The 14723-nt window shown below is 72.3% G+C and carries 9 protein-coding genes; all 9 read left to right on the forward strand.

Features of this window, described 5'->3' with window-relative positions; genetic code table 11:
• Positions 1 to 127 precede the first annotated feature (127 nt).
• The 9 genes from infB to HCC61_RS28555 all read left to right on the forward strand — a co-directional run bounded on the left by infB (position 128) and on the right by HCC61_RS28555 (position 14662).
• Entirely contained in the window at positions 128 to 3136 is a 3009-nt protein-coding gene (infB, locus tag HCC61_RS28515) for a translation initiation factor IF-2 (protein ID WP_169140428.1), read from the forward strand.
• Positions 3137 to 3237: 101 nt separating this feature from the next.
• On the forward strand, positions 3238 to 3534 hold the full coding sequence (locus HCC61_RS28520) for a DUF503 domain-containing protein (protein WP_169140430.1): 297 nt from the start codon (positions 3238 to 3240) through the stop codon (positions 3532 to 3534).
• Between the two features lie 15 nt (positions 3535 to 3549).
• Positions 3550 to 4038, forward strand: a complete 489-nt coding sequence (rbfA, locus tag HCC61_RS28525; RefSeq protein ID WP_169140432.1) for a 30S ribosome-binding factor RbfA — start codon at positions 3550 to 3552, stop codon at positions 4036 to 4038.
• A gap of 3 nt (positions 4039 to 4041) precedes the next feature.
• Positions 4042 to 4977, forward strand: a complete 936-nt coding sequence (truB, locus tag HCC61_RS28530) for a tRNA pseudouridine(55) synthase TruB (protein WP_169140434.1) — start codon at positions 4042 to 4044, stop codon at positions 4975 to 4977.
• A gap of 311 nt (positions 4978 to 5288) precedes the next feature.
• The gene (locus HCC61_RS28535; protein ID WP_169140436.1) at positions 5289 to 6767 is read left to right on the forward strand and encodes a four-carbon acid sugar kinase family protein; all 1479 of its coding nucleotides are present in this window, start codon (positions 5289 to 5291) and stop codon (positions 6765 to 6767) included.
• A complete protein-coding gene (gene pdxA, locus HCC61_RS28540) occupies positions 6764 to 7795 on the forward strand; it encodes a 4-hydroxythreonine-4-phosphate dehydrogenase PdxA (RefSeq protein ID WP_169140438.1) in 1032 nt (343 codons plus the stop codon). Before HCC61_RS28535 ends, pdxA begins: the two co-directional genes overlap by 4 nt.
• 41 nt (positions 7796 to 7836) lie before the next feature.
• Positions 7837 to 9237 (forward strand): MFS transporter, encoded by a 1401-nt coding sequence (locus HCC61_RS28545; RefSeq protein ID WP_169140440.1) that lies wholly within the window; start codon positions 7837 to 7839, stop codon positions 9235 to 9237.
• A complete protein-coding gene (locus tag HCC61_RS28550; RefSeq protein ID WP_169140442.1) occupies positions 9234 to 10022 on the forward strand; it encodes a DeoR/GlpR family DNA-binding transcription regulator in 789 nt (262 codons plus the stop codon). Before HCC61_RS28545 ends, HCC61_RS28550 begins: the two co-directional genes overlap by 4 nt.
• Positions 10023 to 10309: 287 nt before the next feature.
• Positions 10310 to 14662: a hypothetical protein gene (locus HCC61_RS28555; protein WP_169140444.1), complete on the forward strand. Its 4353-nt coding sequence runs from the start codon at positions 10310 to 10312 to the stop codon at positions 14660 to 14662.
• Positions 14663 to 14723: the final 61 nt, after the last annotated feature.

Consider the following 14723-nt stretch of genomic DNA (forward strand, 5'->3'; position numbering starts at 1 on the left):
GAGGTACCTCGCGAGTCGGAAGTAGGTCGAGATTGCGATGAGCACTCGATGAGTACGCGATGAGTACGCCCATGCATAAGTAGCGAAGGTCCGGCGGCGGATGGCCCCCCGGACCGTAAGGAGCGAAGTGGCTAAGGTCCGGGTATATGAGCTCGCGAAGGAGCTCGGAGTCGAGAGCAAGGTCGTCATGGCCAAGCTCAACGAACTGGGCGAATTCGTCCGCTCGGCGTCCTCGACGATCGAGGCGCCGGTAGTACGCAAGTTGACCGACGCGTTCGACGCGGGCGGTGGTGCCGGCAAAGCCTCCGGCGCCAAGAAGTCCGCGGCGAAGCCCGCGGCCCCGAAGAAGGCCGCACCCAAGCCCGGTGGCGCGGCCGCCCCGAAGCCCGGCGGCGCAGCGGCGCCCAAGCCCGGTGCGGGAGCCGCGAAGACGGGCCAGTCCAAGACCCCCAAGCCGGGAGCCCCGAAGCCGGCGCCGGAGACCCCTGTTTCGCCTGCCGCCACGTCCGAGGGCGAGGCCGGCGGCCCGGTCACTCCGGCCGCTCCCGCCTCCGGGCAGACGCAGGCGCCCAAGCCGGGCGCTCCGAAGCCCGGTCCGGCCAAGCCGGAGTTCTCGGCTCCGGCCGGTTCGGCCGACGCCCCCAAGCCGGGTGCGACGGCTCCCAAGCCGGGCCAGGCGCCGAAGCCCGGTCAGTCCGCGCCGAAGCCCGGTCAGGGCCAGGGCCAGGGCCAGAGCCAGGGCCAGGGCCAGGGCGGTCGCGGCGGTCAGGCCGCACGTCCCGGTCAGGGAGCGCCCAAGCCGGGCGGCCGCCCGTCGGGTCCCCGTCCGGGCAACAACCCCTTCACGTCCGGTGGTTCGACCGGCATGGCGCGCCCGCAGGCCCCGCGGCCCGGCGGTGCGCCCAAGCCGGGTCAGCCCCCGAAGCCCGGTCAGGGCCAGGGCGGTCCGCGTCCGCAGGCGCCGGGCGGCCGTGGTGGTGCGACTCCGGGCAACATGCCTCGTCCGCAGGGCGGCGGCCAGGGCGGTCCGCGTCCCGGCGGCGGCGGTGGTAACCGGCCGAACCCGGGCATGATGCCGCAGCGTCCCGCTGCCGCTCCGCGTCCGGGCCCCGGCCGCGGTGGTCCCGGCGGCGGTCCGGGTCGTCCCGGCGGCGGCGGTGGCCGTCCCGGTTTCGCCGGCCGTCCCGGTGGTCCCGGCGGCCGCGGCGGTACGCAGGGCGCGTTCGGCCGTCCCGGCGGTCCGGCCCGACGCGGGCGCAAGTCGAAGCGGCAGCGCCGCCAGGAGTACGAGCAGATGCAGGCGCCGTCGGTCGGCGGCGTGATGCTTCCGCGCGGCAAGGGCGAGACCGTACGGCTCTCGCGCGGCGCCTCGCTCACGGACTTCGCGGAGAAGATCAACGCCAACCCGGCGTCGCTGGTCCAGGTGATGTTCAACCTGGGCGAGATGGTCACCGCGACCCAGTCCGTCTCCGACGAGACGCTGAGCCTGCTCGGCGAGGAGATGAACTACGTCGTCCAGATCGTCAGCCCGGAGGAGGAGGACCGCGAGCTTCTCGAGTCCTTCGACATCGAGTTCGGCGAGGACGAGGGCGGCGAGACGGCGCTCATGCCGCGTCCGCCGGTCGTGACCGTCATGGGTCACGTCGACCACGGCAAGACGCGTCTTCTGGACGCGATCCGCAAGACGAACGTCATCGCGGGCGAGGCCGGCGGCATCACGCAGCACATCGGTGCCTACCAGGCCGCGACCGAGGTCAACGACGAGGAGCGCAAGCTCACCTTCATCGACACCCCTGGTCACGAGGCGTTCACCGCCATGCGTGCCCGCGGTGCCAAGTCGACGGACATCGCGATCCTCGTGGTCGCGGCGAACGACGGCGTCATGCCCCAGACGATCGAGGCGCTGAACCACGCCAAGGCGGCCGAGGTGCCGATCGTGGTCGCGGTCAACAAGATCGACGTCGAGGGTGCCGACCCGACGAAGGTGCGGGGTCAGCTGACCGAGTACGGCCTGGTGGCCGAGGAGTACGGCGGCGACACGATGTTCGTCGACATCTCCGCCAAGCAGGGCGAGAACATCGACGCGCTGCTGGAGGCGGTCGTGCTGACCGCCGACGCCGCGCTCGACCTGCGGGCCAACCCGGAGCAGGACGCACAGGGCATCGCGATCGAGGCCCACCTCGACCGCGGCCGTGGCGCCGTGGCCACCGTCCTGGTGCAGCGCGGCACGCTCCGCGTCGGCGACACCATGGTCGTGGGCGACGCCTACGGCAGGGTCCGCGCGATGCTCGACGACAAGGGCGAGAACATCAAGGAAGCGGGTCCCGCGACCCCCGTCCTCGTCCTGGGCCTGACGAACGTCCCCGGCGCCGGCGACAACTTCCTGGTGGTCGAGGAGGACCGTACGGCCCGTCAGATCGCCGAGAAGCGTGCGGCCCGCGAGCGGAACGCCGCGTTCGCCAAGCGCACCCGCAGGGTCTCCCTGGAGGACCTGGACAAGGTGCTCAAGGCTGGCGAGGTGCAGCAGCTCAACCTCATCATCAAGGGCGACGCGTCCGGTTCGGTCGAGGCCCTGGAGTCCTCGCTCATGCAGCTGGACGTCGGCGAGGAGGTCGACCTGCGCATCCTGCACCGGGGCGTGGGTGCGGTCACCGAGACCGACATCGACCTGGCGACCGGCTCCGACGCCATCGTCATCGGCTTCAACGTCCGCGCCGAGGGGCGCGCGACGCAGATGGCCGAGCGCGAGGGCGTGGACGTCCGCTACTACTCGGTGATCTACCAGGTCATCGAGGAGATCGAGGCGGCGCTGAAGGGCATGCTCAAGCCGGAGTACGAGGAGGTCGAGCTCGGCACCGCGGAGATCCGCGAGGTCTTCCGCTCCTCCAAGCTCGGCAACATCGCGGGTGTGCTCATCCGTACCGGCGAGGTCAAGCGGAACACCAAGGCCCGCGTCGTGCGCGACGGCAAGGTCGTGGCGGAGAACCTCAACATCGAGGGGCTGCGCCGCTTCAAGGACGACGTGACCGAGATCCGTGACGGTTTCGAGGGCGGTATCAACCTCGGCAACTTCAACGACATCAAGGTCGACGACGTCATCGCCACGTACGAGATGCGGGAGAAGCCCCGCGGCTGACGCCGCCGGGGCGCCACAGCAGGCGAGTTGAGCCGGTCCGGGGCCGGTCGGCGGAGGAAACTCCGTCGATCGGCCCCGGCGGCATCTTCTACGATCTCCGGGTGTATGTGGGGACTCTTTCCATCGATCTGCTGCTGGGCGACGTGCGTTCGCTCAAGCAGAAGCGCTCCGTCGTACGACCGATCCTCGCCGAGCTTCAGCGCAAGTACGCGGTGAGCGTGGCCGAGGTCGCGGAGCAGGATCTATACCGCCGCACCCGGATCGGGCTGGCGGCGGTCTCGGGGGACGCGGGCCACGTGACGGACGTGCTGGACCGGTGCGAGCGGCTGGTCGCCGCACGTCCGGAAGTGGAACTGCTGTCGGTGCGGCGGCGCTTCCACGGAGAAGAAGACGATTAGCGAGGAGACGGACCAGTGGCCGACAATGCACGGGCGAAGAGGCTCGCAGACCTCATCCGTGAGGTGGTCGCGGAGAAGCTGCACCGGGGGATCAAGGACCCGCGGCTCGGCACACATGTGACCGTCACGGACACCCGCGTCACCGGGGACCTGCGGGAGGCGACGGTCTTCTACACGGTCTACGGCGACGACGAGGACCGTAAGGCGGCGGCCGCCGGGCTGGAGAGCGCGAAGGGCGTGCTGCGTACGGCCGTCGGTGCGGCGGCGGGCGTGAAGCACACCCCGAGCCTCAGCTTCGTCGCGGACGCCCTGCCGGAGAGCGCCCGTACGATCGACGACCTCCTCGCAAAGGCAAGGGCCTCGGACGAAGAGGTGCGCAAGGCTTCGTCGGGGGCGGACTACGCGGGCGGGGCCGATCCGTACCGCAAGCCGGACGAGGGCGAGCAGTCCGGCGAGCAGTCCGACGAGGAGCGGCCCGGCGGCGGGCCGGCCGGGGACGAATGACCTGTGGCGCGTAAGAAGGACCAGGAACCGGGCGGGCTCGTCGTCGTCGACAAGCCCGCCGGCTTCACGTCGCACGACGTCGTCGCCAAACTGCGCGGCATGGCCCGCACCCGGCGCGTCGGGCACGCGGGCACGCTGGACCCGATGGCCACGGGCGTGCTCGTCGTCGGCACCGGGAAGACCACGCGGCTGCTGGGGCATCTCGCCCTGACGGAGAAGGAGTACGCCGCCACGGTCCGGCTCGGGCAGACCACCGTGACCGACGACGCGGAGGGCGAAGTCACCGCTGCCCGTGGGGCGTCCGGCATCACGGACGGCGCTCTCGAAGCCGCCGTCGGCAAGCTCACGGGCCGCATCAGTCAGGTGCCGTCGAAGGTGAGCGCGGTGAAGGTCGACGGCAAGCGCTCCTACCAGCGCGTGCGCGAGGGCGAGGAAGTGGAGCTGGCGGCCCGCGAGATCACGGTCTCCGAGTTCCGGGTGCACGAAGTGCGGAGCGGGGAGCGGGCCGCGGACGGTACGGAGGTCACCGACGTACTCGTGTCGGTGGTGTGCTCCTCCGGCACGTATGTACGGGCGCTGGCGCGCGATCTGGGCGAATCCCTGGGCACGGGCGGCCACTTGACGAAGCTGCGGCGCACCAGGGTCGGGCCCTTCCGGCTGGAGGACGCGCGGTCGCTGGAGGAGTTGCAGGGCGAGACCGACAGCGGTGCGGGCGTTCCGCTGGTGCCGCTCGCGGAGGCGGCGGCCGCCGCGTTCCCGCGGTGGGACGTCGACGCGGAGCAGGCGCGGCTGATCGGCAACGGGGTCCAACTGCGCATGCCCGCACGCGAGTCGGCGCCCGGGACGGTGCCCACCGCGGTGTTCGACCCCGAGGGGCGGCTGGTGGCGCTCGTGGAGGATCGCGCGGGGCGGGCGAAGAGCCTCGCGGTGTTCGTCTGAGGGCTGAGGGCTGAGGGCTAACGGCTGGCAGGTGGCAGATGACAGATGTTGATATCTGTCATCCGTCAGCTGCCACCTGTTGTTTGTCATCTGTCATCTGTCGTTGGTCATCTGAAATCCGTCAGCCGTCAGCCGTCAGCCGTCACGCACCGGACTTGCGCGATCCGTGCGAGAAGTCGTGCGAGAAGTCCTCGCCCCGTACCTCTTGACACTTGAAGAGCGCGGCGACGACGCTTCGCTGAGCGAAACGCGCAGGAAACATTGCGCGAATCGATCAAGTTGAAGTGGCAGGGGCAGCGCGGAGGGGCATCGTGGCGCAGATTCTGGTGGTCGCCGACGACCTCACCGGCAGCAACGCCACCGGTGCTCTCTTCGCCCGGCTCGGTCTGCACACCGTCACGGTCAGCGATCTCGCGCAGGTACCGCGTTACAGGGACGCCGTCGACGTACTCGTCGTCAACACCGGTTCGCGCCGCTTCACGGCCGCCGAGAGCTACGACGTCGTCCACGCGGCGACTAGCGCCGCCACCGCCACCGCCGCCGTCACGAACGGGGCCGCATCGGGGCCGACGGGCGTGGGTGAGGCGCTCGTCGTCAAGCGCGTCGACACCACCCTGCGCGGCAACCCCGGCCGTGAACTCGACGCCGTGGTCGACGCGATGACCGCCCGCCACGCTCCGGCACGCTCTTCGTCCGCGGGGGCTCCGGTCTCAACTCCCGTACGGGTACTGGCCGTTCCGGCGTTTCCCGACGCCGGGCGCACGACGGTCGGGGGCATCCATCTCGTGGACGGAGTGCCGCTCACCCGTACCGCTGCCGCGCAGGACCTCTTCAACTCGGTACGGCACTCCCGGGTCGCCTCCGTCATCGGTGAGCAGAGCACGCTGCGCACGGCCGAAATCCCCCTCGACGTCGTCGACGAGGGCGAGGACGGCGTGCTGGACGCGCTGCGCCGTACGGCCGGGCAGGTCGTGATCTGCGACGCGACCGAGAACGGACATCTGCGTACCGTCGCAGCGGCTGCCGCCCGGCTGAGCGCCGAGGACGGCACGCGCTGGATCTCCCTCGACTCCGGGCCCTTCGGCGCCGCGCTCGCCGCGGAGCTGGGAGTCCGGCCGTCCGGAGACGCGCCGCGCATCCTCGCGATCGTCGGCAGCGTCACCGAAGCCACGCACGAACAGCTCGCCAGGACCGAGAAGGCGCTCGGCGCCCACTACGTGCTGATGGATCCGGACGAGGCGGCGCCCGAACCGATGCGTATCGTCCGCGAGTTGAGTGCGGCGGCGGATTCCGGGGCCTCGGTGCTGGGCGTACGGGTCGCTCCGCGCGCGGTGCGCGATCCCGACGCGGCGGAGCGCATCCTGCGCTGCCTCGCCGAGGTCGCCGTGCAGGCCGTGAGCGCCCTCGGCCCCGGCGGGCTCTACACCTCCGGCGGCGATGTCGCGGCCGCCGTCACCGGGGCGCTCGGCGCCGAGGGGTTCGCCATCGAGGCGGAGGTGCTGCCGCTGGCCGTCGCCGGTCATCTCGTCGGCGGTCCGCACAGCGGGATGCCCTTCGCCACCAAGGGCGGCCTGATCGGCGGTCCCGACGCCGCCGTGGCCTGTCTGGAACGGCTGCGTGCCATGCACTCCCGCGGCGCTCCCCGCCTCCCCGGTCTCCCCGGCGGTCCCCGACAGAGCCCCGACCGCCCGCGTTCCGACCTACTGAGAACCGAACGTCCGAGTCCCGAACGTCCGAGTCCCGAACGTCCGAGTCCCGACCACCCCAGAGCAGAAGAGGTTTCACCATGACCGACCGCCGGCTTCCCGTACTCGCCGTCACCCTCGGTGACCCGGCAGGGATCGGGCCGGAGATCACGGCCCGTACCCTCGCCGGTCCGCGTACCGCGGAAATCGGGCGCGGCATCGCCGTAGGGGACGCCGCCGTGCTGCGGCGCGCCGCCAAGGTGTGCGGCCTGGACGTGGAGGTGAACGCGGTCGCGTCGGTCGGGGAAGCGCGTTTCGCGCCGGGCACCATCGACGTCCTGGACCTCGGCATCGCCGGAGACGACCTCGAATGGGGACAGGTCAGCGCCGTGGCGGGCCGGTCGGCGGTGGCCGCGATCGAGGCGGCGACCAGTGCCGCCATGGCGCGCGAGGTCGACGGCATCGTCACCGCCCCCATCAACAAGGAGGCGGTCTGGGCCGCCGGAGCGGAACACCTCGGCCACACCGAGATGCTCGGCGAACTCACCGGCGCCGCACACTTCGACACGATGTTCGTCGTCCGCGGCCTGAAGATCTTCTTCACGACGCGTCACGTCTCCCTGCGCAAGGCGCTGGACCAGATCGACGAGGAGCGGGTCGCCGCCAGCATCCGCCACGCGGTCACCGCGCTGCGGGTGTTCGGCCACGACGAGCCCCGCCTGGGCGTCGCCGCCATCAACCCGCACGGCGGGGAGAACGGCCACTTCGGGGACGAGGAGATCACCGCGCTGCGGCCCGCGGTCGAGCGGACCGCGGCGGAGGGACTCGACGTGACCGGGCCCGTCCCGGCGGACTCCGTCTTCCACCAGGGACTTCAGGGACGGTTCGACGGGGTGCTCTCGCACTTCCACGACCAGGGCCACATCCCCGCGAAGACCGTCGACTTCGACGGAACGGTCTCGGTGACCGTCGGCCTGCCGATCCTCCGTACGTCCGTGGACCACGGAACGGCCTTCGACATCGCGGGCACCGGGAAGGCGTCCCCGGAGACCATGGCCGCCGCGTTCCGTGCGGGCGCCGACTTCAGCGGTTCGACCGAACGCATCCGCGCCGCGTACGGCGACGGAGCCTGAGCCCCCGATTCCCTTACCGAGCAGCGCAGTTGGAGCCGCACATGACAGCCGCCACATCTTCCGAGTCAGGGACGCCGATACCTGCGAAGCGCTGGACGTACGTCATCCCCGTAGCCGTGGTGATGTACATGCTGGCCTTCGTGGACCGGAGCAACGTCTCCGTGATCCTGCCCTACATGCACGGCGACCTGAGCCTGTCGCCCGCCGACGAGGGCATGGTCACCGGCATCTTCTTCCTGGGCTACGTCTTCCTCCAGATTCCCGGCGCGATCCTCGCGCAGCGCTGGAGCGCCCGTAAGACCGTGGTGATCCTGATGGTGGCGTGGGGCGTCGCCGCGATGGCCTGCGGGCTCGTACAGACGAAGGAGCAGTTCTACGTCGCGCGGTTCGTCCTCGGGCTGTTCGAGGGCGGGGTGTGGCCGGCGGTGCTGATCCTGCTGGCCTCGTGGTTCCCGCTGCGGGAGCGTGCCAGGGCCAACGCCCTGTGGATGGCGTGCCTGCCGATCTCCTCCATCCTCATGGCCCCGCTGTCGGGGCTGATGCTGGACCACATGGACTGGCGCTGGGTGCTCATGCTCCAGGGCTTTCCGCCGCTGGTGTGGGCGGTGGTGTGGTGGTTCGCCGTGGCCGACCGCCCGTCGCAGGCGCGCTGGATCTCGCGGAGCGAGGCCGAGTACGTCGAGGGCGAATTGGCCGCCGACGAGGCCGGCAAGCCCGCCACCGGCTCGGGTTCGTATCTGGACGCCGTTAGGCAGCGGTCCGTGCTGGTCCTCATCGGGGTCTACTTCTTCTGGATCACGGGCTTCTACGGGTTCACGCTGTGGCTGCCGTCCGTCGTCAAGACCCTTACGCACGACGGTTCTTCGACTGAGGTGGGGCTGCTCAGCGCGATCCCGTTCACTGTGGCGCTGATCGTGATGGTCGCCAACGCGGCCTGGTCGGACCGTACGGGGAAGCGCCGTCAGGCCGTGGCGGTGCCTCTCGTCGTCGCGATCGTCGCTCTGCTGCTGGGACAGGTCGTGGAGGGCGGCGTGTGGGGGATGCTGCTGCTGTGCGTCACCGCGGGTGCCGTGTACGCGCCGTACGGTCCGTTCTGGGCGATCCCGGGCGGCGTGCTGCGCTTCGAGGTCGTGGCGGTCGCCATGGGACTCATCAACGCCCTTGGGAATCTGGGCGGTTACGTGGGCCCCTACATCGTCGGCTGGCTGACGGACAGCACGGGAACGAGCGTGACCGGGTTCGCCGTACTCGCCGGGTTCCTCGCGGTGGCGGTGGTGCTGGTGCTCACCGGGCTGCGTCCTTCCGCGGAGCCGGCGCGGGGCGCTGCGGCGGCGGCCACGACGGCGTCCGTACCGCCCGGGAAGGTCTCCGGTTCGGTGCCCGAATCGGCTTCAGGGTCCGGGTCGTCCACCTCGAAGGACCCCGCGGAGGACGGGAGTTGACCGCCGCACGCGTCCGCGCGCCGCGCCGTGGTACGGCGCGGCGCCGCGACGACATCCTCCGGGAGGTGCTGGCCGGCAACGGCGACATAACCGAACTCGCCGCGCGCTTCGGCATCTCCGTCTCCACCGTCCGCCGCGATCTGCAACAGCTCGCCGGGGACGGGCACATCCACCGCACCTACGGCGGCGCCGTCGCGGGCGGGCACGCGGCCGAACGCACCCTGGACGAGAAGGAGTCCGGCAACAGCGCTCAGAAGGAGGCCATCGCAAGGGCCGCGGCCGAGCGGGTGCGCGACGGCGACGTGATCCTCATCGACGCGGGCACCACGACCGGTCGACTCGCGCGGGCGCTGAACGCCCGTACCGGGCTCACGGTCATCACCAACTCCACCATCGCCCTGCGCCATCTCGCCGAGGCGCAGGGCGTCGAACTGGTCGTGCTCGGCGGCCGGGTGCGCCGTCCCAACGGTGCGATCCTCGGCCCGGAGGGCGAGGAGACGCTGCGGAGGCTCACACCCGATCTGGTCTTCCTCGGCGCGGACGGTGTGCACGCCCGCGACGGTCTCTCCTGCCCCAGCCTCGAACAGGCCCATTCCAAGGAGCTGATGGCGGCGCGCGGGCGCGAGGTGTTCGTGCTCGCCGACTCCTCCAAGCTGGGCAGCAGCCCGTTCCCGTATCACGCGCGGCACGGCGGTGCGTGGACGCTCGTCACGGATGCCCGGGCGGTGCCGGAGCAGTTGTCGCTGATCGCGGCGGATGTGAAGTGCGAGGTCGTGACCGCGTAGCCGCCGGTCGGGGCGGGCAGCGGGGCCCTCTCAGGGCTTGTCCCCTTTTGCGTTGCATTCCTGCGTATCGCGGTATTCACCCCAACGGACGGGCGCTCGGCGTGAGTCGAGGGCGTGTGCGGGGGCGCTTTCCCGGTCGGCTCTGTCGCCGGTGATCAACTGCGTTCTACGGTCGGGACATTCAGGCCGGGCAAGGAGTCCGGACGTCGGAAGCGGGAGTTCACGCCGGGAGTTCGGACCGGGGTCTGGTCCGGGGTCCGGACGGTGAGTCCGCCCGGGTTCGACCGGTGGAACTGCCGAGGTGCGTTGCGGGTGGCGGTGCGTTGCAGTTGAGGGAAGCGGTGCTCGCGGAGCAGGCGCTGGTGCGGATCTGCGATCTGGCGGGGCGTACGCGCGGGACGGGCTTCGTCGCGGACGGCACGGGCACGGTCGTCACCAGCCATGAGGCGGTGGACGGTCTGGCCCGCGTCGTCGTGCACGCGCGGGGCCGCCCGGGTCTGCTCGTGGAGGACGACGGGATCACGTCGCTGCCGGAGTGGGACCTCGCCCTGATCCGTACGGACGGTCTCGGCATCGCTCCGCTGCTCATCGGCGCGGACCGGGCAGGCGCTCCGGGCACGTCCGGGATTCCCGTACGGATCTTCACGGGGCGCGAGGACGGCCGGTACGGCGACGGGCACGAGGGCGGTGGGCGCGAGGACGGCCGGTACGGCGATGGGCACGAGGACGGCCGGTACGGCGAAGGGTGCGACGACGGCGGGCACGATGGTGGGCACGAGGGCGGTGAGGGGCAGGGCGCTGCGCGTGAGGACGGCGGCTGGACACGGGCGACGCTGGCCGGGGCATCCGCCACCGTCACCTACACGTCCACGACCCGCTTCCAAGACCTCGAAGGCGCACTGGAGTTGAGGCTCCCCGAGGGCGCGCACGTACGGTTGCGCCTGGACGGGCCCGCGTCGGGCTCTCCCGTACTGGACGCTGTCACGGGCGCGGTCCTCGCCGTGGTGGGCACGGCGCTGCACGCTCCCGGCGGCTGCGACCGCCGTGCGGGGTTCGCCGTCCCGTTGCGTACGGCGGGACTCTGGGACGTCGAGGGCCGGTTGGCGGCCACGCTCGCCCGCAACGGCGCGACCGTCCCCGGGACGGGCCCGGACCTCAATCTCGCGGGCGCGCTGCGGCTCACGGCCACGACCGTGCGCCCGGCGCTGGAGCGCGCCGCTGCCACCGCCTCCCGCCATGTGGACCGCCCTGAAGTCGCCGGGGCGCTGCGGGAGTTCAGCGGAAGCGACGCCTCGGTGACGGCCCTCGTGGGGCGACCGGGAACGGGCCGTACGACTCGGCTGGCCGCGCTGGCCGCCGAGCGGGCGGCCGAGCGGGCGGCCGAGTCCGAGCCCGCACCCACGATCTGGCTGCGCGGCGCGCAACTGCGCGAGGGCGACGGCAGTGTAAGGGAGGCCGTGGGACGGGCGTTGACGGCGGAGGCGCCACCGGCGAGGCACCCGGCGGGCGGCACGGACGAGTCGACGTGCGCCGATGAGTCTGGGTCTCGTGCCGAATCCCCGTGCGCCGATGCGTCGTCCCTCGCGGACGTCGTCGCGCGGCTGGCGCGGGAGGCGCGCCGCCCGCTGCTGGTGCTGCTGGACGCGCCCGAGGAGATGCCCGCACGCCTCTCCCGGGACCTGCGCCGGTGGACGGCGGGAACGGCGGGCTGGCTGCGTGCCGCCGGTGCCCGGATGATCGTCGCCTGCGGTCCCGAACAGTGGGAGCAGCTCGGTCCGTTGATGCCCGCCGGCCTGTTGTACGACGGGCCGGGCACCCGCCTCGCCGCCGGTGCTCGCCGGGCCGACGACGCTCCCCGGGGGCTGCCGCCGTGCGTGCTTCTCCCGGAGCTGGCCGCCGCCGAGGCGGCTCACGCACGCGCGCTGTACGGGCTCGGCGCCGACGACCTGGCGGCACCCGATGCGGGACACCCGCTGACGATGCGCATGCTGGCGGAGATCCGTGCGGATCAGAACGACCGACATGAGCCGAACGACGACGATGAGCACAGCGACCGCGAAGATCAGAACGACCGCGGCGGTCAACAGGACCGCGAAGATCAGAACGACCGCGACGATCAACACGATCGGGGAGATCACAGACACCGGGGCCGACCGGATCACGAGGGCGATCGGACCGGACCCTTCGATCGCGTCGGTCTCGTCGGGCGCGTGGACCTCGTCGAAGGGTGCGGTCAGGCCGCCGTCGGTGTCGCGGCGCCTGCCGGAGACTGCCGCCCGCCAGGGCACTCGCCCCAGCCCCCACGACCACGCCAACCCCTCGGCAGAGACGCCGTGTTCGCCGCCTATCTCGACCTCACCGCTCTGCGGATCGCACGCGAACTGCCCGCTGCGGCACCGCCCGTAGTGCTGCGGCGCCTCGCCGTCCGTACGGCAGGCGCGCTGCACGAGGCCGCGCGCCGCAGTCTCGGACCGGTCGGGGGCTCCCTCGGCCGGTACGACTTCGAGGAGGTGTTCCCGCGAGCGGGCGGCTGGGCCGAGGCGGTGCTCTCGGTGGGGGTGCTCGAAGCGGCGGGCGACGGATTCCGGTTCGCCGACGAGGAGTTCGGCGACTGGTTGCAGGGCCGGCACCTGGATGTGGACGCGGCGCTGGCGGCGCTCGTGCACGGACGCGGCCACGCCACGGACGGAGCCGGTGGTGCCGCCGCCGCGGAGCCCCGCATCCCGAGGCGACGGATCGGCCCCGTCGTACACGCCCTGGTGCTCTGCGAAACGCTGGAGGGGGCGGACGCCCTGGACAGGCGGCTGCGTCCACTCGCCGACGTGATCGCGTCCGCCGGGTCCAGCCCGGCCGGTCCGGAGGATCCGTGCGGTGAGGCCGTCTGGTGGGCCGGGCGGCTGCTGAGGGACACGCTGCTGCGCGTGCCCGACGCCCGCCCGTACTACGGGCTGCTGCGCGGGCTGGCGGAGCACTTCGGCACCCGAGTACGTGGAGCGGCAGGGGAGTTGGGGCCGTCGTTCTGGCGGCGGCTCGCGCTGCCGGCCCCGCAGCGGATCGGTCTGCTGCGCCTGCTGCTCCCCGCGGACGCACCACCCGCTGGCGGCCGCAGCGGGAAGCAGCCGGAGGAGCGGTACATCGACGTCGTCGGCGAACTGCTGGCGGCGGAGCCGGAGACCGTACTGCCGCTGCTGTGCGGCTGGTTCACCGACCGCCGGCCGCTGACCGAACGCGCGGCATCGGAAGGCGCCTCCGGCTCCGGTGGCTGCTCCGGGACAGGCTCCGGTTCCGTACCGGCCCGGGACGACCAGTACGACAGGGACGGGCAGGACGACAGGGACGGGCAGCGGGAGGCCGGACTGCCGCGGCCCACCGTCGCGTCCGCCGCTCAGGCACTCCTGTACGCACACGGCCGGCGTGCGGGCGACCTGATGCTGGACCTGCTGACCGACGCCTGCCATCCGCGTGCGGACGAACTACTCGGCGAACTCGCGCAAGAGGAACCCTCGGCACTGTGCCGCGCCGTCGAACGCTGGGCGAACCACGCGGCGACCCTCCGGCAGATCGCCGCCGCCGAGTACGGGCCGCGGCTGGCGCGGAGGGCGCGTTCGCAGGCCGACCGACGGCATCTGGAACGTGCCGCGCACGCGCTGCTGCGTATCCCCGGCGGCTCGGCACTGCACGCGCCGTCGGCCATGGCGATGCTGCTGAGGCTCCGGCAGGGTTCGCAGTCGTCTGCGTCCCCGTCTGTGTCTCCGACCGCGTCCCGGTCGGTGTCCCCGCCCGCGAACCCGCTCGCGCACCCGGTCGCGCACCCGGCGCCTCCGGAGGGCGGGCCGTCCGCGGAGCAGGGTGCGTCGGAGCCAGGGGCGTCCGCGGCCTCCGCCGAACGGGACCGTGATCTCGACGCCGCGCTCGGCCTGCTCGCCGCCACGGGCTCCGCCGAACTGGCGGACGCGCTCGCCGGCGAGGTCTGCGACCGGCCCGCACCCGCCCTCGCGGCGTTCCGCTCATATCTGTGCGACCGGCCCGGCGGTGGGGCGCACCACCTCACCGGGGTGCTCGCCCGCGTCCGGCGTGCGGATCTCGCCGTACCGGTCGCGGAAGTGGTGCGCGAGTACGCGGAGATCCGGCCGGAGACCGCCGCCGAGGCGCTGGCGACATTCGTACGGGGCAGGCTCGCGCACCGCCCGCGCGAGTGCTGTCCCGGGCTACAGCTGCTCACCGATGCGCTGCTGTGCACGCCGTATGCGCCGCTGAGGGCGGGCCTCGCTCGTGCTCTGGGCGCCCTCGAAGGACCGGTGGCGGAGGAACTGCTGAGCGTGCTGCTCGTGGGGGAGCGGGATCCGGCGGTGCTGGACGCGGCGCTGGAAGCCTCGGGGCACCGACGGCGGGCCGCCGCCCGCGAAGCCACGGGCGCACAAGGCGCGAACGCCGCGGGCCCGAGTGCCGCCGTTCCGGGCACCGCCCCGGGCACCGCTACGGATGCCGGACCGCACGCCCCGGGCTCTGCCGGACCGACCGCCCCGGCCTCTGCCGGACCGACCGCCCCCACTGCCCTGACCGCCCCTGTCGCCGCGGAGCCCACCGCCCCGGGCACCCGCGGAGCCGCCGGGGCCCGGGTCCCGTGCGTGAGCCGCTGAGCAGCATGGCACCCTTGGACCGGCGAAAGCATCGGGACATCGGCATCGGCGAGGAGCAGGG

Source organism: Streptomyces sp. HNM0575, from assembly GCF_012726265.1.
GTDB lineage: Bacteria > Actinomycetota > Actinomycetes > Streptomycetales > Streptomycetaceae > Streptomyces.

What these genes read in the sequence shown, in the direction of transcription:
- HCC61_RS28545 (WP_169140440.1), top strand. Translation starts at nt 7,837, where the DNA reads ATGACAGCCGCCACATCTTCCGAGTCAGGGACGCCGATACCTGCGAAG.
- pdxA (WP_169140438.1), top strand. Translation starts at nt 6,764, where the DNA reads ATGACCGACCGCCGGCTTCCCGTACTCGCCGTCACCCTCGGTGACCCG.